Annotated in this window: 23 protein-coding genes, 1 pseudogene and 1 riboswitch; of the genes and pseudogenes, 8 read left to right on the forward strand and 16 right to left on the reverse strand. The window is 43.0% G+C overall.

From position 1 onward, the window contains the following. Nucleotides 1–347: 347 nt before the first annotated feature. From metA to cspD, 4 genes and pseudogenes are all read left to right on the forward strand, one after another. Complete coding sequence (gene metA, locus ABZM97_RS11210) at nt 348–1253, forward strand: homoserine O-succinyltransferase (RefSeq protein WP_087990475.1); 906 nt, start codon at nt 348–350, stop codon at nt 1251–1253. Nucleotides 1254–1482: 229 nt separating this feature from the next. Continuing rightward, complete coding sequence (locus ABZM97_RS11215; RefSeq protein WP_087990476.1) at nt 1483–2634, forward strand: diglucosyl diacylglycerol synthase; 1152 nt, start codon at nt 1483–1485, stop codon at nt 2632–2634. A gap of 80 nt (nt 2635–2714) precedes the next feature. After that, nucleotides 2715–2862 (forward strand): annotated as a pseudogene (locus ABZM97_RS11220) (hypothetical protein). A gap of 15 nt (nt 2863–2877) precedes the next feature. Next, nucleotides 2878–3078: a cold-shock protein CspD gene (cspD, locus tag ABZM97_RS11225; protein WP_003230776.1), complete on the forward strand. Its 201-nt coding sequence runs from the start codon at nt 2878–2880 to the stop codon at nt 3076–3078. A gap of 43 nt (nt 3079–3121) precedes the next feature. Here cspD and degR read toward each other — a convergent pair whose 3' ends face one another. Beyond that, nucleotides 3122–3304 carry a transcriptional regulator DegR gene (gene degR / locus ABZM97_RS11230; RefSeq protein ID WP_010327956.1) on the reverse strand — a complete coding sequence of 61 codons (183 nt, stop codon included), beginning with the start codon at nt 3302–3304 and terminating at the stop codon, nt 3122–3124. Nucleotides 3305–3460: 156 nt separating this feature from the next. On the opposite strand from degR, the gene ABZM97_RS11235 reads away from it, so the two are divergent. Next, complete coding sequence (locus ABZM97_RS11235; RefSeq protein WP_087990477.1) at nt 3461–3730, forward strand: DUF2564 family protein; 270 nt, start codon at nt 3461–3463, stop codon at nt 3728–3730. Between the two features lie 28 nt (nt 3731–3758). Here the strand turns inward: ABZM97_RS11235 and ABZM97_RS11240 are convergent, their stop codons facing one another. Further along, nucleotides 3759–3941 carry a zinc-finger domain-containing protein gene (locus tag ABZM97_RS11240; RefSeq protein ID WP_087990478.1) on the reverse strand — a complete coding sequence of 61 codons (183 nt, stop codon included), beginning with the start codon at nt 3939–3941 and terminating at the stop codon, nt 3759–3761. After that, the gene (locus ABZM97_RS11245) at nt 3934–4614 is read right to left on the reverse strand and encodes a ribonuclease H family protein (protein WP_333516523.1); all 681 of its coding nucleotides are present in this window, start codon (nt 4612–4614) and stop codon (nt 3934–3936) included. Before ABZM97_RS11245 ends, ABZM97_RS11240 begins: the two co-directional genes overlap by 8 nt. Before the next feature lie 82 nt (nt 4615–4696). Between ABZM97_RS11245 and ABZM97_RS11250 the strand changes: the two genes are divergently transcribed. Genes ABZM97_RS11250 through sspL form a run of 3 tightly spaced genes read left to right on the forward strand, consistent with a single transcriptional unit; the run spans nt 4697 to nt 5954 of the window. Then, nucleotides 4697–5386, forward strand: coding sequence for a queuosine precursor transporter (locus ABZM97_RS11250; RefSeq protein ID WP_333516524.1), 690 nt, complete (start codon nt 4697–4699; stop codon nt 5384–5386). Continuing rightward, the gene (locus ABZM97_RS11255) at nt 5386–5784 is read left to right on the forward strand and encodes a reverse transcriptase-like protein (RefSeq protein ID WP_333516525.1); all 399 of its coding nucleotides are present in this window, start codon (nt 5386–5388) and stop codon (nt 5782–5784) included. Before ABZM97_RS11250 ends, ABZM97_RS11255 begins: the two co-directional genes overlap by 1 nt. Before the next feature lie 41 nt (nt 5785–5825). Further along, the gene (gene sspL, locus ABZM97_RS11260) at nt 5826–5954 is read left to right on the forward strand and encodes a small, acid-soluble spore protein L (RefSeq protein ID WP_010327950.1); all 129 of its coding nucleotides are present in this window, start codon (nt 5826–5828) and stop codon (nt 5952–5954) included. Nucleotides 5955–5961: 7 nt separating this feature from the next. Here the strand turns inward: sspL and exnP are convergent, their stop codons facing one another. The 13 genes from exnP to kdgK form a co-directional block, all read right to left on the reverse strand. Then, nucleotides 5962–6852: a 5'-3' exonuclease ExnP gene (gene exnP, locus ABZM97_RS11265; protein ID WP_202327453.1), complete on the reverse strand. Its 891-nt coding sequence runs from the start codon at nt 6850–6852 to the stop codon at nt 5962–5964. Nucleotides 6853–6950: 98 nt separating this feature from the next. After that, nucleotides 6951–7097: a hypothetical protein gene (locus ABZM97_RS11270; RefSeq protein WP_003230761.1), complete on the reverse strand. Its 147-nt coding sequence runs from the start codon at nt 7095–7097 to the stop codon at nt 6951–6953. A 73-nt stretch (nt 7098–7170) separates the two neighbouring features. Beyond that, entirely contained in the window at nt 7171–7428 is a 258-nt protein-coding gene (locus tag ABZM97_RS11275; RefSeq protein WP_087990483.1) for a YpbS family protein, read from the reverse strand. Between the two features lie 64 nt (nt 7429–7492). Next, the gene (locus ABZM97_RS11280; RefSeq protein WP_367386848.1) at nt 7493–11071 is read right to left on the reverse strand and encodes a dynamin family protein; all 3579 of its coding nucleotides are present in this window, start codon (nt 11069–11071) and stop codon (nt 7493–7495) included. Between the two features lie 172 nt (nt 11072–11243). After that, entirely contained in the window at nt 11244–11333 is a 90-nt protein-coding gene (gene fbpC, locus ABZM97_RS11285) for a Fur-regulated basic protein FbpC (protein ID WP_141113371.1), read from the reverse strand. A 70-nt stretch (nt 11334–11403) separates the two neighbouring features. Then, on the reverse strand, nt 11404–11910 hold the full coding sequence (locus ABZM97_RS11290; RefSeq protein WP_087990485.1) for an isoprenylcysteine carboxyl methyltransferase family protein: 507 nt from the start codon (nt 11908–11910) through the stop codon (nt 11404–11406). 3 nt (nt 11911–11913) lie between these two features. Further along, nucleotides 11914–13011 carry a type III polyketide synthase gene (locus ABZM97_RS11295; protein WP_242519852.1) on the reverse strand — a complete coding sequence of 366 codons (1098 nt, stop codon included), beginning with the start codon at nt 13009–13011 and terminating at the stop codon, nt 11914–11916. Nucleotides 13012–13083: 72 nt separating this feature from the next. Then, the gene (pbuX, locus tag ABZM97_RS11300) at nt 13084–14400 is read right to left on the reverse strand and encodes a xanthine permease PbuX (protein ID WP_087990486.1); all 1317 of its coding nucleotides are present in this window, start codon (nt 14398–14400) and stop codon (nt 13084–13086) included. Next, a complete protein-coding gene (gene xpt / locus ABZM97_RS11305; protein ID WP_087990487.1) occupies nt 14397–14981 on the reverse strand; it encodes a xanthine phosphoribosyltransferase in 585 nt (194 codons plus the stop codon). Before xpt ends, pbuX begins: the two co-directional genes overlap by 4 nt. Nucleotides 14982–15071: 90 nt before the next feature. Further along, nucleotides 15072–15171, reverse strand: a riboswitch (purine riboswitch). 140 nt (nt 15172–15311) lie between these two features. After that, nucleotides 15312–16817, reverse strand: a complete 1506-nt coding sequence (gene ypwA / locus ABZM97_RS11310; protein WP_087990488.1) for a carboxypeptidase — start codon at nt 16815–16817, stop codon at nt 15312–15314. A 112-nt stretch (nt 16818–16929) separates the two neighbouring features. Continuing rightward, entirely contained in the window at nt 16930–17922 is a 993-nt protein-coding gene (kdgT, locus tag ABZM97_RS11315) for a 2-keto-3-deoxygluconate transporter (RefSeq protein WP_087990489.1), read from the reverse strand. A 41-nt stretch (nt 17923–17963) separates the two neighbouring features. After that, on the reverse strand, nt 17964–18554 hold the full coding sequence (eda, locus tag ABZM97_RS11320; RefSeq protein WP_289347571.1) for a bifunctional 4-hydroxy-2-oxoglutarate aldolase/2-dehydro-3-deoxy-phosphogluconate aldolase: 591 nt from the start codon (nt 18552–18554) through the stop codon (nt 17964–17966). Between the two features lies 1 nt (nt 18555). Next, nucleotides 18556–19530 carry a 2-dehydro-3-deoxygluconokinase gene (gene kdgK, locus ABZM97_RS11325; protein WP_087990491.1) on the reverse strand — a complete coding sequence of 325 codons (975 nt, stop codon included), beginning with the start codon at nt 19528–19530 and terminating at the stop codon, nt 18556–18558. Nucleotides 19531–19546 lie beyond the last annotated feature (16 nt).

Genomic DNA, 19546 nt, shown 5'->3' on the forward strand with positions numbered 1-19546 from the left:
ATCTCAATTCAAAATAAACATCTTTTATCAGAACTTATAAGAGCAAAGTCAAATAAACCTGATATGCCGACTGTATATTGCAAAGGAGTGGCTTGTGTTCAAAATAATGTTATATACACATGCGTGCTGCTTTTGTTATCTTAACCATTTCTATAAAACATGACAGTTCCCTTCTGGGATAAATCATCGAAAAAGCATTTTCCAGTGAAACCAAAAGGCGTATCTATGCGTTTTATTTAAAGAGTTTTCTGTTGTTTCCCCCTCAAACACTAATAGATAGATTGAAAATTGGCGTGAAAATTCCTATAATGAAGAAAATTAAACGGGGAAATAATGGAGGTGGCACGTTGCCTATTAATATACCAACACACCTGCCGGCAAAACAGGTGCTTGAGAGTGAACATATATTTGTAATGGATGAAAGCAGAGCATTTCACCAGGATATCCGGCCGCAAAAAATTATCATATTGAATTTGATGCCGAAAAAAATCCAAACAGAGACACAACTTCTCAGATTGCTTGGAAATTCGCCTTTACAGGTTCATTTTACATTCTTAATCCCAAGCACACACACGCCGAAAAATACTGCAAGAGAACATCTTGACGAATTTTATACGACTTTTTCCAATATCCGTCACAAGAAGTTTGACGGCATGATTATCACCGGTGCGCCGATCGAGCATTTGGCGTTTGAAGATGTTTCATATTGGGAAGAGCTCAAAGAGATCATGGAGTGGAGCAAAACGAATGTCACTTCAACCTTGCATATATGCTGGGGCGCTCAAGCAGGTTTATATTACCATTATGGTGTGGAAAAAATTGAAATGCCGAAAAAAATCTTCGGTGTGTTCGAACATACAGTACTTTCAAAACATGAAAGATTGGTAAGAGGTTTTGACGAGCTATACTACGTGCCGCATTCCCGGCATACAGATATAAATATGGAACAGCTTCAAGCAGTGACTGAGTTGAATATTCTTGCCGCATCTAAGGAAGCTGGGGTGTGCTTAATTGTGTCAAAAGACGAAAAACAAGTCTTTTTAACAGGGCACCCTGAATATGATACAAATACGCTTCTTCAAGAATATGAAAGAGATCTGGAACGCAACCTTTCTGGTGTCGAGGCGCCTAAACATTATTTCGCTGAAGACAGCAAAGAGCCCGTGAATCGCTGGAAAGCGCATGCGACACTATTGTTTATGAACTGGCTGAATTATTACGTTTACCAAGAAACTCCTTATGAATGGGACTAATTTTTCTATTTTAGTGATACGCTGAGCAAAAAATATGATAAAATACATCTGATTCAGTCTGCGTATAACAAAAATTAAAAATACTGGAATCCAAATCTTTTAAAATTAGCTTAATTTTTTCACTGCATTAATAATTCGATTATGTATTTGTGTTATGTTTATGTATAGACAATAACTCCTTACGATGCATGAAGCTTGCTTGTTGTTGATTACATTGAGGTGAATTTACTTGAATACCAATAAAAGAGTATTAATTTTGACTGCAAATTACGGAAATGGGCATGTGCAGGTAGCCAAAACGCTTTATGAGCAATGTGTTCGGCTCGGCTTTCAGCATGTAACCGTTTCTAATTTGTACCAAGAGTCAAATCCGATTGTTTCAGAGGTAACTCAGTACCTTTATTTAAAAAGCTTCTCAATCGGGAAACAGTTTTATCGTTTGTTTTATTACGGAGTTGACAAAATCTATAATAAACGTAAATTTAATATTTACTTTAAAATGGGGAATAAACGATTGGGCGAACTTGTCGATGAACATCAGCCCGATATTATTATTAATACATTTCCGATGATCGTCGTACCGGAATACAGACGCCGAACAGGAAGAGTCATTCCTACCTTCAACGTGATGACTGATTTTTGCCTTCATAAAATTTGGGTTCATGAAAACGTGGATAAATATTATGTGGCGACAGATTATGTGAAGGAAAAACTGCTGGAGATCGGCACTCATCCAAGCAACGTAAAAATCACTGGAATTCCAATCAGACCGCAATTTGAAGAATCCCTGCCGGCGGAGCCGTTATATCAAAAGTACAATCTTTCACCAAACAAAAAAGTGCTTCTGATCATGGCAGGCGCACACGGTGTATTAAAAAACGTAAAAGAGCTGTGCGAAAACCTTGTCAAAGATGACCATGTGCAAGTGGTTGTCGTGTGCGGGAAAAATACGGCTTTAAAAGAATCTTTAAGTACGCTTGAAGCAGAAAACGGTGACAAATTAAAAGTTCTTGGCTATGTGGAACGCATTGATGAGCTGTTCCGGATCACAGATTGCATGATTACAAAACCTGGCGGCATTACTTTGACAGAAGCAACTGCCATCGGTGTGCCTGTCATTCTGTACAAACCCGTGCCCGGCCAGGAAAAAGAAAATGCGAACTACTTTGAAGATCGCGGAGCTGCCATCGTCGTGAACCGTCACGAAGAGATTCTCGAGTCAGTCACTTCCCTTCTCGCAGATGAAGATACCTTACAGCGCATGAAGAAAAACATTAAGGACCTTCATTTAACAAACTCCTCTGAAGTGATTTTAGAGGATATCCTGAAGGAATCAGAAATGATGATGACAGCTAAACAAAGAGCCAAAGCGCTATCGTAATGATGTTCATAGAGAGCACGCGAAAATCGCGTGCTCTTTTTATTTTATTCACCTATTTATAAGAGCGGTTACATTTTTTTGTGAAACTTTCCCTTCTTTTTAAAAATAAGCAGTTTCGGAACTTGACGGGGTGCTCCCAGATGGTGTATAGTTGAACCATCATTTAACAATGAATCAAAGTTAAATGGTGACAAAATTTTTTTTAGCACACGGGTGCTACAGTACTAGGAGGAATTAAGCAATATGCAAAACGGTAAAGTAAAATGGTTCAACAACGAAAAAGGATTCGGCTTCATTGAAGTTGAAGGCGGAGACGATGTATTTGTTCACTTCACAGCTATCGAAGGAGACGGATACAAATCATTAGAAGAAGGACAAGAAGTTTCTTTTGAAATTGTCGAAGGTAATCGTGGACCTCAAGCTTCTAATGTTGTAAAACTCTAAACTCAATACATGATGACAAATAGAGGAGAGGCAAATGCCTCTCCTATTTGATTTTCATCTGAATTTCAATGGCCAAAATATTTTGTTTGCACCTCTGTTCAATCTCTTCGACATGTTTTTCCATTGACGGCTTCCCTTTTTTCGCGATATCCGCGAGTTCTTCTAAATCACTGTATATTTCTATAAATGTTTTGTGAAGGATCGACCTCAAGTCTTTATCATCCATAGCTTCGTTCCCCTTCTCTGCCAAGATACCTCAAATAGTAAAACAGTCCTATTTATTCTGGTTCAATGGTTATATCGGCTTATTTTTCATTTTATTTTCTATTTTGGTACATAAATTTCAAAAAACCTCTGCAAAATAATTGCGGAGGTGTTTTTTATGACATCAGAATTTCATGAAGAGGAGCAGACTGGCTTTACGGATAAGCGGCAGCTGGAACTAGCGGTGGAAACAGCTCAGAAAACGACAGGAGCTGCGACGAGAGGCCAAAGTAAAACATTAGTCGATTCCGCATACCAAGCCATTGAGGATGCAAGAGAACTATCACAATCTGAAGAACTGGCAGCTCTCGATGATCCTGAATTTGTAGAGCAGCAACAGCAGCTGCTGGATGATAGCCAGCATCAGCTGGATGAATTCAAAGAATAAAAACCGCAGCTTCTGCGGTTTTTATTCTTTAGTGATTGGTTAAGACATCGCCGTATGCTTTCAGCTTTTCACCTACTGTACATTTATTAATACAAAATGAATGTGCATAAGTTTTGCCAAAATCTTTACGAAACTGTTTCTTAATAAAACAGTCCTTGCAATATTCATCTTGCAGTTCTGTCAGTTCTTTAAAGATCATTTTCTTATCCAATATCGTCATCTCCGTTACGGTCTAATTTCGTATGGCTTTCTACGAATTGATGGGATAGAATTTTTTTAGCGAGTCCGTCAGCTTCCTGGTTGTCTTTCCGCTGTATGGTTTCGTAAGTTGGAGTGAGCTTCAGCGATTCAAGGAGTGCTTCTATTTTGTCCAGCCATTCATTATGAGACGGATCATAGCAAGGCCAGCTGCCGTCAAGCTGATTCAGCACAACAAGCGAGTCCCCTTTGATTGTAATTGAATTTCTGCTAGCCCCAATCTCTCTTACTTCTCTTATTGCTTCATAAAGCGCCGCGTATTCAGCTTCATTATTGGTTTTCAGCCGGAAGCTTTTATTTTTTCTCAAGCGATGCCGGCTTCCTCCCAATGAATAATAAATGACGATTCCGAGTCCTGCCAGTTCGCTTTCCTTATCGAAACTGCCGTCAAAATAAACAGTAATGTCATCAGGCTCTTGAGCAAGCTCCTCTGTCAGCTTTTCCAATTCCTTCAGCGTCCAGCTGCCGCCTTTCTCGTCTTCGAACTCGAGCTCTTTCATATATGGAAAACGGCCTAGTTCTCTGGCGAGCATACGTGCCTGTTGAGCAGTCAGCCAGTCTTCGCCTAAAAATGAGACGGATCCCGTCCCTTTTGCTTCTATCTTCATATGCGGTCTGAGCTTCATTATGATCACCTTACCATTCATTAGTTGCCGGGCATGTGCTATAATCAAACCAATCTTATCCCGGAAAGGAAGCTTTTTCATTTTGTTTAACAATTCATTTTGGATCATTTTTGCGATCATTCATTTTATCATTGTTCTTTTATTTTATAAAGGATTTGGCAAAATGGGACTGTTTGTTTGGATTGGTTTTGCGACAGTTTGTGCCAACCTTCAAGTCGTCAAAACAGTCGAACTGTTTGGCTTAACAGCAACGCTCGGGAATGTGATGTACGGCACAATCTTTTTTGCGACAGATGTGCTGAATGAGAAATACGGTCCGGCGGAAGCCAGAAAAGCGGTATGGCTCGGATTCTCAACGCTCCTGACGCTGACATTTGTCATGCAAGGCGTGCTCCTTTTCGAACCGGCTTCCAGCGACATATCGCAAATAGCGCTGGAAACGATTTTCGGATTCCTTCCGCGAGTCGCGTTAGGAAGTCTGCTTGCCTTTATCTTCAGCCAAACGCTGGATGTTTATGTATATTCGTCAATCAGAAGGATATTTCCTTCTGATCGGCTTTTATGGCTCAGAAATGGCGGCAGTACAGCAGTCAGCCAGCTGTTTGATACATTGATATTTACTGGTGTCGCTTTTTTCGGCGTTTATCCGGCAGGAATTTGGCTTCATATTTTCATTTCCACATATTTGATTAAGTTTGCGGTATCTTTGATTTCACTGCCTTATGCTTATGCAGCAAAAAGAATGGTACCGAATGATGAGAGGAGTTCATAATGCCTACAGAAATTTATGTAGACGGTGCAAGCGCCGGTAATCCCGGACCATCCGGCATCGGCATTTTTATCAAACATGAAGGACAAGCAGAGTTTTTCTCTATTCCAATCGGAATGCATACAAATCAGGAAGCGGAATTTCTTGCTTTAATTGAAGGGATGAAGCTTTGTGTAAAGCGCGGGTATCAATCTGTTTCCTTTCGCACCGATTCAGATATTGTGGAACGAGCCGCTGAGCTTGAAAAGGTTAAAAATAAAACGTTTCACCCGTATGTGGAAGAAATCATCCAATTAAAAGCGGCCTTCCCTCTTTTTTTCATCAAATGGATACCGGGAAAGCAAAACCAAAAAGCCGATCAGCTGGCAAAAGAAGCGATTCGGCTGAATGATAAGAATTAAAACTCGATCATTTGTTCATCCTAATGTGGAGGTGAACAAACATGAAAAAGAAAGATAAAGGCCGGCTGACCGGCGGTGTAACTCCTCAAGGCGACCTGGAAGGCAATACACATACTGACCCTAAAACAGAGCTTGAGGAAAGAGCCAAAAAAAGCAATACAAAACGCTAGAGAAGATCTACACGATCTCTCTAGCGTTCAGCTTTTCAAGCATACGTTCAATTCCTTTGATTTGGTGGCGGCGAAGCATGCCAGCCGCCTGCTCCATTTGCAGTGTAAATAGAGCGTCTTTCAGCGTGCAGGCCAGCGGCACCGAGCAATGAATTTCCGCAAGCTTCCTGGACATCTCTAAATCGCTCAAACCTTGCTGAATTTTCCCCTGCTGCCCCTTGGGAAGAAGAGAAAGATTTTCTAATAAACGGTCAATCGTTTCGTATTCACGAATCAGTTTATAGGCTGTTTTTTCTCCAATCCCTTTAACGCCAGGATAGTTATCACTCGAATCACCCATAAGCGCTTTAATATCAATCAAAGCTTTCGGAAGAACGCCTGTTTCTTCATAAAAAGTCTCTTTTGTATAAACTTTATAATTTCCGATTCCTTTTTGGAGCAGGGCCACACTCACTTCATCCGTTAACAGCTGAAGTAAATCTCTGTCTCCTGTTACGATCGTAATGTCAGCTTCATTCGCATACAAAGCGGCAAGTGTTCCGATACAATCATCTGCTTCATACCCGGCAAAGCCGATATTCATGATACCAAGCTCAGCGGCCGCTTCCTTTGCCAAATCAAACTGCGGGATCAGCTCCACAGGCGGTGCGTTGCGGTTCGCCTTATAATCTTGGAACAAGTCATTTCGGTACGTTTTGCTTCCCATGTCCCAACAGCAGACGACGTGTGTCGGCTGGAATGTTTCCACCGCTGTAATCAAGTGCTTTAAAAATCCGTTGACACCGTTCGTTGGCACCCCGCTGTCATTTATCATAAAGTTGCGGTGCACGGCCGTGGCAAAAAACGCCCGAAATAACAGAGCCATACCGTCAACAAGCAATAGTTTATTATGATTCATAAGATAACTCCCTTTTCTTTCATTCCTTCTATATTACCATAAAGCAGTGCAAATAAAAAACAGCATCTCTTCGATTAGAGATACTGTTTTGTGTATCATCAGTCGTTGTGTCTTTTGTTGCTGGCGATCAGCTTTTCAGCTTCGCGTCCTGCGTAAGAGTCAAAATGGGTTTGAAATCCATTTTTCTTTTTGGCATTGTTATTCGCCTGTGCGTTTCTGTTTCCCAGCTTTGTTCTGCCCAACATGAATCCCCCCTTACGTCGGATACATATAGTATATGCTTTTGCAGGGTATTCACTCGCGACAGGATCATCCAGCTTACATACGGCTTACGTATTCTCCGACCATTTCTTTAGATACAAGGCGTCTTGTCGGCACGATGCCCTGTTTGGCAAGCTGATTCATTTGCTCGGTAACTTCATTAATCGCGTCTGTAGTAAAAGGCTCATCGTTTTTGCATTTTGAAACCGCTTCTTCAATGGCCATTTCACGCATGTTTTCAAGACGCATAAATGTTTTGATATGCTCGTGCTGTTTTGATGAATGTGCTGAAATTGCTTTATGTACCTCTGACATGAATCCTTCATCTCGCTTTTTTCTATTTAGTCTATCATGACTTGAAATACAATCCAACTAAATTTTACATTTTTATTGTATGGTCTGATCTTTGCCAAGAGATGCACGCTTGGTATGCCTTTTCAATCTCTTTCGCATGTTCCCCTTCCGCATATCCTTCTACATACGTATCTTTTTGATCCTTTATTTGTTCCATTGCTTTTACAGCCATTTCTTCCTGTAAGCGACTGAGATGATCTGTGTAATGAGTGATAAGGCTTTCTTCTTCATTTCTCACCCAAGCCTCTGTGATTTTCGTGAGTTTCATCCGTACAGCTTCGATGAAGGCCGCTTTTCCTTTCTGTTCAAAAAACTGCTTCGGTGATTTGACTTCTTTTTGTTCCTGCTCGAAGGCGCGTTCATCTAAATCCGGTTCAACCTCCATCAGCTGTATACTGTTGGAATGCTGATCACCCGCATAAATGGAAAAATAACCGTCTTTATTTAATGTTTTTTGAAAGCTTTCCAGCCATTCTTCGGCAATATGCCGCTCGATGAAACCGCTCATGCGAACATCAAGCGTTTTAATTTCCTGAACATATTCAAACTGATATTCATGTAAGGCGGTTTTCATCGCCTTAGCGACGGTCTTTTTCCAATCTCCATTCTGAAGCCCGGGATGAAATGCCGATTTTAATAGATCATTGGCAAAAAAGGATAATCGCTGTGTAATGTGATAAAGCTGCTCTTTGGTGTCTTTTTTTACTTTCTCAATGATGGTTTCCGAGTTCCTCCGTTTCTCGATCTCAGCTGCAGTCCGCTCAAATGACAGCATAAGGCGCTGTTTCTGCGCTTCCTTTTTTTCCTTGGATTGATGCTGGGACTGGTGAAGCTGGAAAACAGTTTCGCATAATTTGTCTGCTTCCGAACTGAGCTGTGCAGCTGACGTTTTTTTCACATCAACTTCGATAAACCAGTCTAAATGTTTTCTGACGTTTGGGAACTGGTTATAAAATGATTCCGGTTTTCCGAGCAGTTCCTCCTTGCTTGATACGGTAAAGAGCTGCGGATCATGAATCCCTTCTTTTACAAGCTCTGCGCTGACATAATCGGTCACTGTTTCAAGCTCTGTTTTATCTTTCGCAAGGTCTGCTGCATTAATAATGAAAAACATTTTATCCATACTGAGCGATTCTTTTACCAGTCCAAGTTTTCGCAAAAATGAACGGTCTCCTTTCGAGAAGGAGTGTTGATAATAGGTCATATAAAAAAATGCATCGGCATCTTTAATATATTGGAACGCCAGCTCTGTATGCCGTTTATTCATGCTGCTTGCGCCGGGCGTATCAACGATTGTAATCCCTTTTTCAGTGAGCGGGCACGTATAATAAACCGTTACCTCTTTCACAGCGCAGGCCGTTGTCTCCTCTGCCACATACGGCTTTAATTCAGACAGCGGAACCGTTAACTTCTTTTGTTCCTGTATATATGGCTGATACTGTTCGTAGGCAAGCAAGAAGTGATTGATCAATTTGATGTGTTCTTCCTGCAGACGGCTTTTTTTGGCTGCCTTTTCCCACTTCTCTGTAAAAGAACTGCCTGTTGGCTCTTTTTGTATTCCGGTAAGCTGCAAAATGTCTGACGTTATGTCAGCCTCCGTCTTAAAGACCACATCCGCTGTTTTATTGATGTTGCCATTGGTTGGTTTTGTGATTTTGTTAATTGTGGCTGTGGTTGGCGTTGGTGAGGACGGAAGCACCCTTTCGCCGACAAGCGCATTTGCAAATGATGATTTCCCAGAGCTGAATCCTCCAAAAAGCGCAAGTGTAAATTTCTGTTCCTCAAGCCTTTTAATCCTTTCCCGAAAGGCTGAGTTTTGCTTTGACAGCATGCTAATTTCGCCTAAAAGGTCAGACAATATGTGAAAGCGTTTGATCTGGTCATGAAGCGGCAGTTCTTGCTCCATTATTTCTGGTTTTACATTTCGCTGCCGTGTCTGTTGACTTTGGTTTCGTTTCTGTTCCGGAGCCGCCACTGTTTTTTTCTTCGTTTTAAACCAGTCGGTGTTTATGTGCATTGGACATGCGGATTCCTCTTCCCAAATGGCCCGCATGCGATTGGCTTTCTCGCGGGCATTATTCTCTAAACGGGCCTGTTCTTGAAGAATGGCAAGTTTTTCTGATTCATGAATGAGCCGGTCATTGATCGTTTCCAAGTCTTTAGAAACACTCTCTTTCACCATCGCAGTAAGCGCCTTTATGTTGTCTGCCGCTTCTCTTTTCGCTTCTTTGCGGATGAGCTCTGCCAAATCTTTTGTATATTGCAATACATATTCAGAAGAAAAAGCTGCACCATGCTTAACCGCGCGTTCTATGATGTCAGCTTCCAGCGGCGTGCAATAGGCCTGTATCAGCTTTTCACTTTCAGCTGTATGAACATGAAATGCCTTGGCGAGTTGATGGAACGTGTCTATTATGTGCCAATCCGCTTCGGCCTCTGTTCGTTTTGACACATCAGAGAAAAAAACATTTCTTCTTCTATCTCTTTCCTGTGCAGTTTTTGCTTTCGAAAAGAAAAAACCGGTTTTAAAGGAAGGCTCTCGTGATTCTAAAAATGCAGCTGCGAGTTCACGCATTTCAAAAGGCGTCAGGTTGGCGTTCTTTAAAATGCGGTTGACTTCTTCCAGCATCCTGTTTTCTGCCTCGGGCGCTTGCTTTGCCGTCTCATCCAATTGATCACGCAGCGATTGGACCAGTTCAGCTTGTGTGTTAAGCTGTTCAGTAAAGCTGGGACCATCTGTTTCGTCTTTTAAAAGCATCTCCGTATGTTCGTTCAGCAGATTGCGGACTTTTTGTTCTGTTAAAGGCTGGAGGTTGCTTTTTGATTGCTGTTCTATTCTTTTTAATTCTTCTCTCAGAGCCCCAATCTGATTGAACGGATGGTTTGGTTCTGTCACTGACGTAAAATAGAGCGCGTCCTTTGAAATGCCTTCATTGCAAAGCATCTCCTCTACCTGCGCTTTATAATCTTCAAAACGCGTTTCCGCCTCATCATGGCGGTCAATTTGATTTACGATAAAATACACATTGGGAATGCTTTCTCTTATCGACCTGAGAAACTTTACATTTTCCTCAGCGTGCACGTGATTATAGTGAACGACGTAAAACAGCGCATCCGCCTGATGGAGAATAGACGCCGCCGACAGAAAATGCGCATCATCTGTTGAGTCAATCCCAGGGGTATCAATATACGCAACCCCGGCATCGATGTCAGTATATCGATCAAAAATTTCAACGCTTTCAATCTGCTCCCCATCTTTGCAATATTGCTGCACCTTGTCTTTCCGATAAGCCCCCTCCAGCTCAGCACATGCTCCGTCTGTTGTATGAAGCCGCACACGCTTTTCCCCGTTTCTGATCACAACAAGGTTAGCGCTTGTCGGAATCGGGCTTGTGGGCAATATATTCTCCATTAACAAGCAGTTCAGCAGTGAGGATTTACCTGCCGAATAGTGCCCGGTAAACGCGATATAAACCTCTTCATCAGCCGCTTTGTTCATGACCGCAGCCAGTTTAGCAGCTCTTTGTTCATCTTGATTCTCGATAAATCGCTTATAAAGTTCCCCAGTTTTGTGCAAAAGCTCTTCTCTGTTATATTCTGTCATAATTCTGAACCCCTTTGTGCCATTTCACTTGTGAATCTTTCGAAAGATCTGAATACATTCCCTTTCATTTTACACAAAAATGAGCCGAATTTCTTTAAGAGAATAGAAAAAAGCCGCCATTACGGCAGCTTCTATAAAAGAAAATCTGCAACTTTGACAAGTTCCAGATTCATTAAACAGATCTATTAGAGATTCCTTTTAATACAAAACCAATTAATACACTATATGTACAAACCGCCCCAAGCAAAAACAGCATTGTCATTTGCTTCACCATCCTGATTGAGAATCTTTTTCAAATTCATTCTAACACGGGTGAGAATGATTTTCAATCTCTATTTTATACTGAATTCCTCTAATGCTTTGTCTTCTGCACGAATTCTGACGGTTAACAACACGGCATTAACAATGGAAAACAGACACATGGTGACGTACGCTTGATACAGCAGCGGAATCAATAAAATTTCTAGTATAACAACGGTATAGTTGGGATGCTTCATCCATTTGTAAGGGCCTTTTTTTACAAGCTCAGCACCTGGAACGACAAGGATTTTCGTATTCCAATATGCTCCTAAGGAACAAAGGGCCCAATACCGTACTGCCTGCACGCTTAAAATAGCCGCAGCGATACCGATCCACCAGCTTGACGGCTGTTTGTTCATCAGCAGCACTTCTGCAGTTAAAGACAGGAAAAAAAGGATATGCATGATGATGATATACGGATAGTGGCTCTCACCGAATTCGATCGCCCCTTGTTTCTTTACCTTTTGTTCATTTTGTCTGGCTACAGCCATTTCAGCTGCTCTTTGAGTAATGAGAATAGCGATCAACAACCAAAACATGAGTCAAGCCCCCTTTTCCCAGCTGAATAACAGCAGCTCTGATGAAAATCCCGGCCCTAATGCGCCAATCAGTCCCCGTTCTGCTTCGTTTTTATGCCCGTTCAACAGATGCTCTTTAATCACATACAATATTGTGGCTGAAGACATATTTCCGTGCTTTTGCAATACGCTTTGCGCAGATAAAAGCTTTTCTGCTGACAGTTCAAGACTTTCGATGTATGCATCAATCACCTTTTTTCCGCCAGGATGTGCTAAAAAAACACTGATATCACTGAATAAAAGCTGATGTTTGTCCAAAAAAATTTGCACATTTGTTTTGAGCCACTTTTCCACCAAAGTCGGAATATCTCTTGAGAAAATGACTTTGAAACCTCGATCAGTAAAGTCCCAGCCCATGACATCTTCTGATTGTTTCATCAAAACGGATTGGGAATCCGTTATCCTCGGCACCAGTTTTAGTTTCGACATCGTGCGGTCCGCCTTCTCTCCGCATAATAATGCTGACGCAATGCCGTCCCCAAAAAGTGAGGTGCCGATCAGATTGCTTTTCGTTTTATCTTCCGGCTGGAATGTCAGGCTGCACAGCTCAGCAGCAATGACAAGCACAAAAGCCTCAGGATACGCTTTGCAGTATTCGGCTGCGCGCGCTAGTCCGCTGGCTCCTCCTGCACAGCCGAGACCCCAGAGCGGAATTCGCTTCGTATATGGAGAAAACGGAAGTTCATTCATGAGCCGCGCCTCGATGCTCGGTGTGGAAAGACCCGTGCTGGAGACGAAAAAAACAGCATCCACCTTCTCATAAGGAATGGCGCCTTGAATAAATGCAGGATGGGAGAGGCACTCTCTCACCGCTTCTCTGCTGTGCTTAAGTGTTTCTTCTATGTATATTTGATTTTTTTCTTCGAAGCTGTGGCCTTCTTTATACCATTCAATCGTCTTGACAAATTGTCTCGATTGAATTTGCCCGTTTTTAAAGGAGGTTAACAGCCGGTCAATATCTTTAAAGGAATGCTGAAACATGTAGCGGGCGAACTCAGCCGCTTTCTCTTGGTTTACATCGTACGCAGGAAGACTTGTTCCGACGGATAAAATAAACGCCATGTGATCACCTCTTTGCATACATTGTGCCGCAACGATCTTTTTTATATGCAAAAAACTCCGCCGCGGCGGAGTTTAGACTGCTGTTTTTTGTTCAGTGATATCAGCTTTTTGTTCTGTTTTTTTGGCTTTAGAAAATACGTTATATATAATATTCAAGATTACTGCAGTAAAGCTGCCGGCGACAATGCCGTTTGTTGTAAGAAGCGTTAAGGCACTCGGAAGCTGTTTAAAAATATCCGGCACAACGGTCACACCAAGACCCAGACCCACTGAGCAGGCAACAATCAGCAGATTTTCTTGTTTTGCAAAATCAATGCGGCTGAGCATTTTGATTCCGTAAGCGATCACCATTCCAAACATCGCTACCATTGCCCCGCCCAGAACAGCAGATGGAATGATGGTCGTGAAAGCAGCGATCTTCGGAAACAGCCCGAATGCCATTAAGATCACACCCGTGACAACAATTACGGCATTTTTCTTGATTCCTGTAAGCTGCACAAGTCCGACATTTTGAGAGAACGCCGTGTAAGGAAAAGCGTTAAAAATACCGCCCAGCAGCACAGCCAGTCCTTCAGCGCGATAGCCTTTAGACAAATCTTTCTCTGTCAGACTGCGGTTCGTCAAGTCACCTAAGGCAAAGTAAACACCAGTTGATTCTACAAGGCTGACAATCGCCACGATGGTCATCGTAATGATAGGCGCTGTGTGAAAAGACGGCGCTCCGAAGTAAAACGGCTGAATCATTTGAACAACTGCCGCGTCCGATACGTTATCAAATTGAACTTTTCCCATAAAATAAGCGATGAAAGTCCCGATCAAAATACCGATCAAAATCGAGATGGATTTGATAAAGCCTTTCGTAAAACGGTATAAAAGCACAATGACACCCAAAACGATAAAGGCGAGTGCAAGATTGGAAAGATCTCCGAAATCTGCACTTCCTTCTCCTCCGGCCATGTTATTCATGGCTACCGGCATAAGGGTAATACCGATAATCGTAACAACTGAGCCTGTCACGACCGGCGGAAAAAACGATACCAGCTTTCCGAAGAAAAATGAAATCAGAATGACAAGAATACCTGAAGCGATAATACTTCCGTAAACCGCGGAAACCCCGTATTCAGATCCAATTGCAATCATCGGCGATACAGCCGTAAATGTACAGCCAAGCACAACCGGAAGCCCGATTCCGAAAAATCGGTTCCTCCACACTTGCAAAAGTGTAGCCACACCGCACATAAAAATATCAATCGATACTAAGTAGGTCAACTGTTCAACAGTCAGCCCCATTGCTTTTCCGACAATCAGCGGAACAACAATGGCACCGGCATACATGGCGAGCACATGCTGTATTCCTAAAGACAGCGTTTTGCCGAATCCGTTTTTCATGAATGAACCTCCTGTACGAAGGACACTTTTCCTTCTTCTAAAGATTGAATTCTTGCCAAAGATTCCACTCTGTAGCCAAGGTTCACTAGTTCTACTCTCCCTGGTTGAAATGATTTTTCAATGACAATGCCAAGCCCCCCAATAGAAGCTCCCGCCTGCTTCACAATCGACACGAGCCCGTGCGCCGCTTGTCCATTTGCCAGAAAATCATCGATAATCAGCACATGATCCTGATCCGACAGGTGGGTTCCTGACACTGCGATTTGGCTTTCTGTTTGCTTCGTAAAGGAATAAACAGACGCTGTCAGCAAGTGATCAGTGAGTGTTAAAGATTGATGCTTTCTGGCGAAGACAACCGGCACACCCAGCTGCAAGCCCGTCATCACAGCGGGAGCGATTCCGGATGACTCGATTGTCACAATTTTAGTAATACCGTCTTTTGCAAATCTCGCTGCAAATTCGTCACCGATTTTCTGCATAAGCAGCGGGTCAATTTGGTGATTCAAAAAAGAATCCACTTTCAATACTTGATCAGATAATACGACGCCTTCTTCCTCTATTTTCCGTTTCAGTGCTTCCATCCTGTCTTACCTCCGTTATGAGAATAAAAAAAGCATTGCCCGCTCAAAAAAAGAGCAAGCAATGCTGATATAACAAAAAACCGTACACATGCGGTCTCATTGCTCACTCATAGTCGGACATTTATGGTGCCCGGTAGAAACTTGCGTGCCATATCCACGCGATTATATGAGTGTTCCTATGATATTGTCATAAATTATATCAAGATTCTAATCTCTTGCATAGACAAAAAAGCGAAATTCCCGAACTTTATTTTTATTTTCTATTTAATCATTCGTCTTTTAAGTTTTTTGATCGTAAAAAGCCTGACGGCCACGCCGCCAGGCTTTTAATTACGACAGATAGAGATTTGAATATTTGTTTGACAAATAGTCAATCAAATAGCGTACATTCAATTCTTCCCCAGTTGCATCTTTAATAATCTCTAACGGCTTTTTCCGTTTTCCGTGAATGTGCACCTTTTCCGTCAGCCATTGTTTAATCGGATGGAATTCCCCTCTTTCCAAAAGGGTGTCAAATTCAGGAAGATCCTCAAGCATTTTTTGTTTCAGCTGGGCCGCATACATGTAGCCGAGCGCATAGGATGGGAAGTAGCCAAAATCTCCTCCTGCCCAATGGACATCCTGTAAAATCCCCTCTGCGTCCGTCTGCGGTGTAATCCCTAAATAATCTTGGTATTTTTGATTCCAAAGCGATGGCAGTTCTTCCACAGACACTTCATTGCTGAAAATCGCTTTTTCAATTTCATAACGGATGATAATATGAAGAGGATACGTCAATTCATCCGCTTCAACCCTGATGAATGAAGGCTTTGATTCGTTGATTGCCCGGACAAAATCATCCAGAGAAATGTCCTTGAACTGTTCAGGTGATGCTTCTTGAATCTTCTTGTAGTACGGTGTCCAAAAATGCTTGTTTCGGCCAATAAAATTCTCGTAAAATAATGATTGAGATTCATGGATTCCCATTGATGCGCCATCTGACAAGTTCGTGCCGCTCAGTGCTTCGTCAATATTTTGCTCGTATATGGCGTGACCGCACTCATGAATGGTGCCAAAGATCGCCGTACGGAAATCTTTTTCATCATATCTCGTCGTGACCCGGACATCTCCGCGGTTCATCGTGGTCGCAAACGGATGAACCGTTTCATCAAGCCGTCCCCCATCAAAATCGTAGCCAAGCTCCTGCAAAAAATACAAGCTGAGCTCTTTTTGCTTTTCTTTAGGGAACGCTTTTGTAATAAAGCTTGTATCCGGTTTATTTCCGGAAGCTGTCACTTGTTTAACAAGCGGAATGATCGCTTCTTTGAGCTCAGCAAACAGCTGATCAAGCACCTTTACCGTGACACCCGGCTCAAACAAATCAAGCAATGCATCATAAGGATGCTCTTGATAACCCCAATATGTAATAAAATGTTTATTGAATTCAATCAGCTGTTCTAAATAAGGGGAAAATAAGCTGAAATCAGATTTTCCTTTCGCTTCTTCCCACGCGGTTTCTGCCTTTGAACACAGAATGACGTATTCCTTGTATTCAGCCTCAGGGATTTTTTTATTCTCTTCATACTCTTTGTTCGCCAGCTCCACTGCCTTTTTCGTATCTTCAGACAAGTCATCAAATCGTTCATACAGGGCATCGATAAGCGCCTTCATCCGATCTGATGTCTGGATATTAAATATATCTGTTGAAAGCTGGCCGATACTTTCGGCACGGTCTTCTGAACCGTTTTTGGGCGCACCTGTTCTGGAGTCCCAGTGCATTAACGCAACTGCTTCGCTGTAGTGTGAGATTCTTTTTAGAAGATCAAAAAATTCCTTTTCATATGTATGTATCTCCATATCCATTCCCTCCCTATTCTAGCCGTTCCATTACAGGCTAATGGAAGGGTGTATGAAAGTCAAATTGTTTGGATAAGAGGCTGCCGGTATTCTTGGCGGCAGCCTTCTTTATTCAGTTGATCGTCATTTGATTTTTTGGAGGCGGTGTTTTCCGCTTTTTTTTATTGATTTTTTTATCCACCCACACTGTTGCCAGCGGGGTTAGCAGCGAGGTGACAATCACGCTTGTCGCTATGATTGCAGTTGCTGATTCGGCAACTGGCGCAAACGAAGAGTTGGCTTCCGCTAATGCGTACGGCACGGCCACTGCCGCACCCGCCGTAGAAGAAGCGGCCACGCCCGCGACACCGTCTCCCCGCGCGACAAAACGATCAAGCAAAAACAAGGAGCTGCCCGATAAAATGACGACCGAAACACCGATAAATATCCCAAGCAGTCCTGATTGAATCAGCATTCCAAAATTCAAGGTATTGCCGAGCGAAAAAGCAAAAAACGGGATAATTGCCGGCACAACCTTGCTGAATAAGTCTCTGAGATCATGATCAAGATTTCCAAGTATACAGCCGAGTAAAAACGGGATGACCGTCGCTGCCAGCGTTTCCCACGGGAATGCCGCAAGCCCCGTTACACCAAACGTCACCATGGTCATAAAAGGCCCTGATTCTGTACTGATAAACGCGAAAGCCCCCGCATCCTCTTTTCTTCCCAAATGGTTCATGAGCGCCAAATACAGGCCGCCGTTCGTTTCATTCATCACCGCAACAATTGCTAAAACAGAAAGACCTGCAAAAAAACCGGATTGTATGCCATTATCAGGAATAAATTGGGCCGCGATCACGCCGAGAAGCGCCGCAAATCCGATCTTCCCCAATAATAATGTGATTCCTTTCCTTGCGATATAGCCTGAAGAACGAAAATCAATCGTCACCCCTACACAAAAGATAAAAACACCCAGTATCGGCAGCGTTCCGGTAATCAAAGCACCCGTAAACCCTCCAAAGAACTCCGCTGTTCCAGGCGCAAACGTATTGAGCGCCGCTCCCAGAAACAGCGGAATAATCATCATGCCTCCAGGTACCCGTTCAATTGTCGCTTTGATTTTCATATGTGGATTCTCCCATCTCCGGTTATGAAAAAACAATACCCTTACACTTGGAAAACAGCCTGCAAATCGTCTTTTGAACAGCTGTCCAGCTGGCTGCCGACACCAACGGCGCCTGCTCCGGCCTTGAGCCAATCCGGCACTTCAGACGGATGTATCCCGCCTGTTGGAATAAAGGTCACCTGCGGGAAAGGGCCTGCTAAATTTTTCATAAACGGGATGCCAAACACACCGCTTGGGAACAGCTTTAATGTAGTATAACCGCATGTCAGCGCTTCCATAATTTCGCTTGGTGTCAATACACCGGGGATATAATGTATCTTCAAAAACGAAAGATGTTCAGCGAGGTCAGGTGAAAAACCCGGACTGACAATAAATTGCGCACCAGCCTCGGCAGCTTCTCCCGCTTGCTGCGCAGTGATGACTGTGCCCGCGCCGATTAAGATATCTTCTCTATTACGGAATGATTCGATAATTTCCGATGCCCCAGGTGTCGTATACGTCACTTCAACTGCACGAATCCCTTTATTTAATAAGCTCTCAATCTGCCGGCAGGCTTCCTGTTTATCCTGTGAACGAATGACTGCAATCAGCCTTGCTTCTTTCAGACGGTTTTCAACGATTTTAGACTCCATATTAATAATCCCCTTTCTTTTGGTAAACCGTTCTTTGAGCAGATAAAAACGCAGCTAATTTCTCCCTGGTCGGCAGGCCGTCCATATCCCCCGGTGCCTGCACTTGCAAAGCGCCAATCGCATTTCCTCTTTGAACCGCATCCTTGTACGACAAACCGTCAAGGATGCCGCTAATCACACCGACTGCAAATCCGTCTCCGGCACCGACCGTATCAACCACCTGTTCAACCCGGAAGCCTTCTACAAACCCTTCACTTTCCCTTGTTTTAAAGTAAGCGCCTTCTTTCCCGAGTTTAATAGCAACAAAGCTGACACCTTTTTTCAGATAATAATCAGCAATACCTTCAGGTGTTTTTTCTCCGGTCAACAGCTCCCCCTCTGCGACCCCCGGGAAAAACCAATCTGCAAGCCTCGCCAGATCATTGATCGTCTGGGCCATCGTTGCTTGATCAGGCCAAAGCGAAGGCCTTAAATTGGGATCTAACGATACCGTTTTCCCAGCATGTTTCAAATCCTTCATCACGTGGTAGGAAAAGTCTTTCATTTCAGCAGATAAGGCTGGGGGAATACCTGTCACATGCAAATGGCCCGCGCATTGAAAATAATCTCTCGGATATTCAGCAGACGTTAGTGTGCTTGCAGCTGAGTGTTTCCTGTAATAGGAAACTTGCGGATCGCCTTCTTTCACTTTTGACTTCAGCAGCAGGCCGGTGGGATTTCCGTCCTGCGAGCGGATTACGCGGGACACATCCACTCCCTCTTTTTTAAGCTCCTGTAAAATAAATGTTCCGAGCTGATCATTGCCGACCTTGCTCATCCATCCCACCTGAAATCCAAGTCTGGCCAGGCCGCAAGCGACATTGCTTTCTGCTCCGGCCAGCCCTTTAGAAAAAGTGGATACTTCATGAAGGCCTCCGTACTCATTTGCATAAAACATGGCCATCGATTCCCCAAATGTCACCGCATCAAGCTTCATCTCTCCCAACCTCCTC

The organism is Bacillus vallismortis, assembly GCF_040784915.1.
Classification (GTDB): Bacteria; Bacillota; Bacilli; order Bacillales; family Bacillaceae; genus Bacillus; species Bacillus subtilis_G.

Excerpts from the sequence above, each read along its gene's own strand:
- sspL (WP_010327950.1), top strand. The coding sequence starts at position 5,826 with ATGAAAAAGAAAGATAAAGGCCGGCTGACCGGCGGTGTAACTCCTCAA.
- ABZM97_RS11295 (WP_242519852.1), bottom strand. The coding sequence starts at position 13,011 with ATGGCGTTTATTTTATCCGTCGGAACAAGTCTTCCTGCGTACGATGTA.
- ABZM97_RS11235 (WP_087990477.1), top strand. The coding sequence starts at position 3,461 with ATGACATCAGAATTTCATGAAGAGGAGCAGACTGGCTTTACGGATAAG.
- pbuX (WP_087990486.1), bottom strand. The coding sequence starts at position 14,400 with ATGAAAAACGGATTCGGCAAAACGCTGTCTTTAGGAATACAGCATGTG.
- ypwA (WP_087990488.1), bottom strand. The coding sequence starts at position 16,817 with ATGGAGATACATACATATGAAAAGGAATTTTTTGATCTTCTAAAAAGA.
- ABZM97_RS11275 (WP_087990483.1), bottom strand. The coding sequence starts at position 7,428 with ATGTCAGAGGTACATAAAGCAATTTCAGCACATTCATCAAAACAGCAC.
- ABZM97_RS11270 (WP_003230761.1), bottom strand. The coding sequence starts at position 7,097 with ATGTTGGGCAGAACAAAGCTGGGAAACAGAAACGCACAGGCGAATAAC.
- kdgT (WP_087990489.1), bottom strand. The coding sequence starts at position 17,922 with ATGAAAATCAAAGCGACAATTGAACGGGTACCTGGAGGCATGATGATT.
- kdgK (WP_087990491.1), bottom strand. The coding sequence starts at position 19,530 with ATGAAGCTTGATGCGGTGACATTTGGGGAATCGATGGCCATGTTTTAT.
- cspD (WP_003230776.1), top strand. The coding sequence starts at position 2,878 with ATGCAAAACGGTAAAGTAAAATGGTTCAACAACGAAAAAGGATTCGGC.
- exnP (WP_202327453.1), bottom strand. The coding sequence starts at position 6,852 with ATGAATCATAATAAACTATTGCTTGTTGACGGTATGGCTCTGTTATTT.
- eda (WP_289347571.1), bottom strand. The coding sequence starts at position 18,554 with ATGGAGTCTAAAATCGTTGAAAACCGTCTGAAAGAAGCAAGGCTGATT.
- ABZM97_RS11280 (WP_367386848.1), bottom strand. The coding sequence starts at position 11,071 with ATGACAGAATATAACAGAGAAGAGCTTTTGCACAAAACTGGGGAACTT.
- ABZM97_RS11290 (WP_087990485.1), bottom strand. The coding sequence starts at position 11,910 with ATGTTTTGGTTGTTGATCGCTATTCTCATTACTCAAAGAGCAGCTGAA.
- ABZM97_RS11255 (WP_333516525.1), top strand. The coding sequence starts at position 5,386 with ATGCCTACAGAAATTTATGTAGACGGTGCAAGCGCCGGTAATCCCGGA.
- xpt (WP_087990487.1), bottom strand. The coding sequence starts at position 14,981 with ATGGAAGCACTGAAACGGAAAATAGAGGAAGAAGGCGTCGTATTATCT.
- ABZM97_RS11245 (WP_333516523.1), bottom strand. The coding sequence starts at position 4,614 with ATGAAGCTCAGACCGCATATGAAGATAGAAGCAAAAGGGACGGGATCC.
- fbpC (WP_141113371.1), bottom strand. The coding sequence starts at position 11,333 with ATGACAATGCTGTTTTTGCTTGGGGCGGTTTGTACATATAGTGTATTA.
- degR (WP_010327956.1), bottom strand. The coding sequence starts at position 3,304 with ATGGATGATAAAGACTTGAGGTCGATCCTTCACAAAACATTTATAGAA.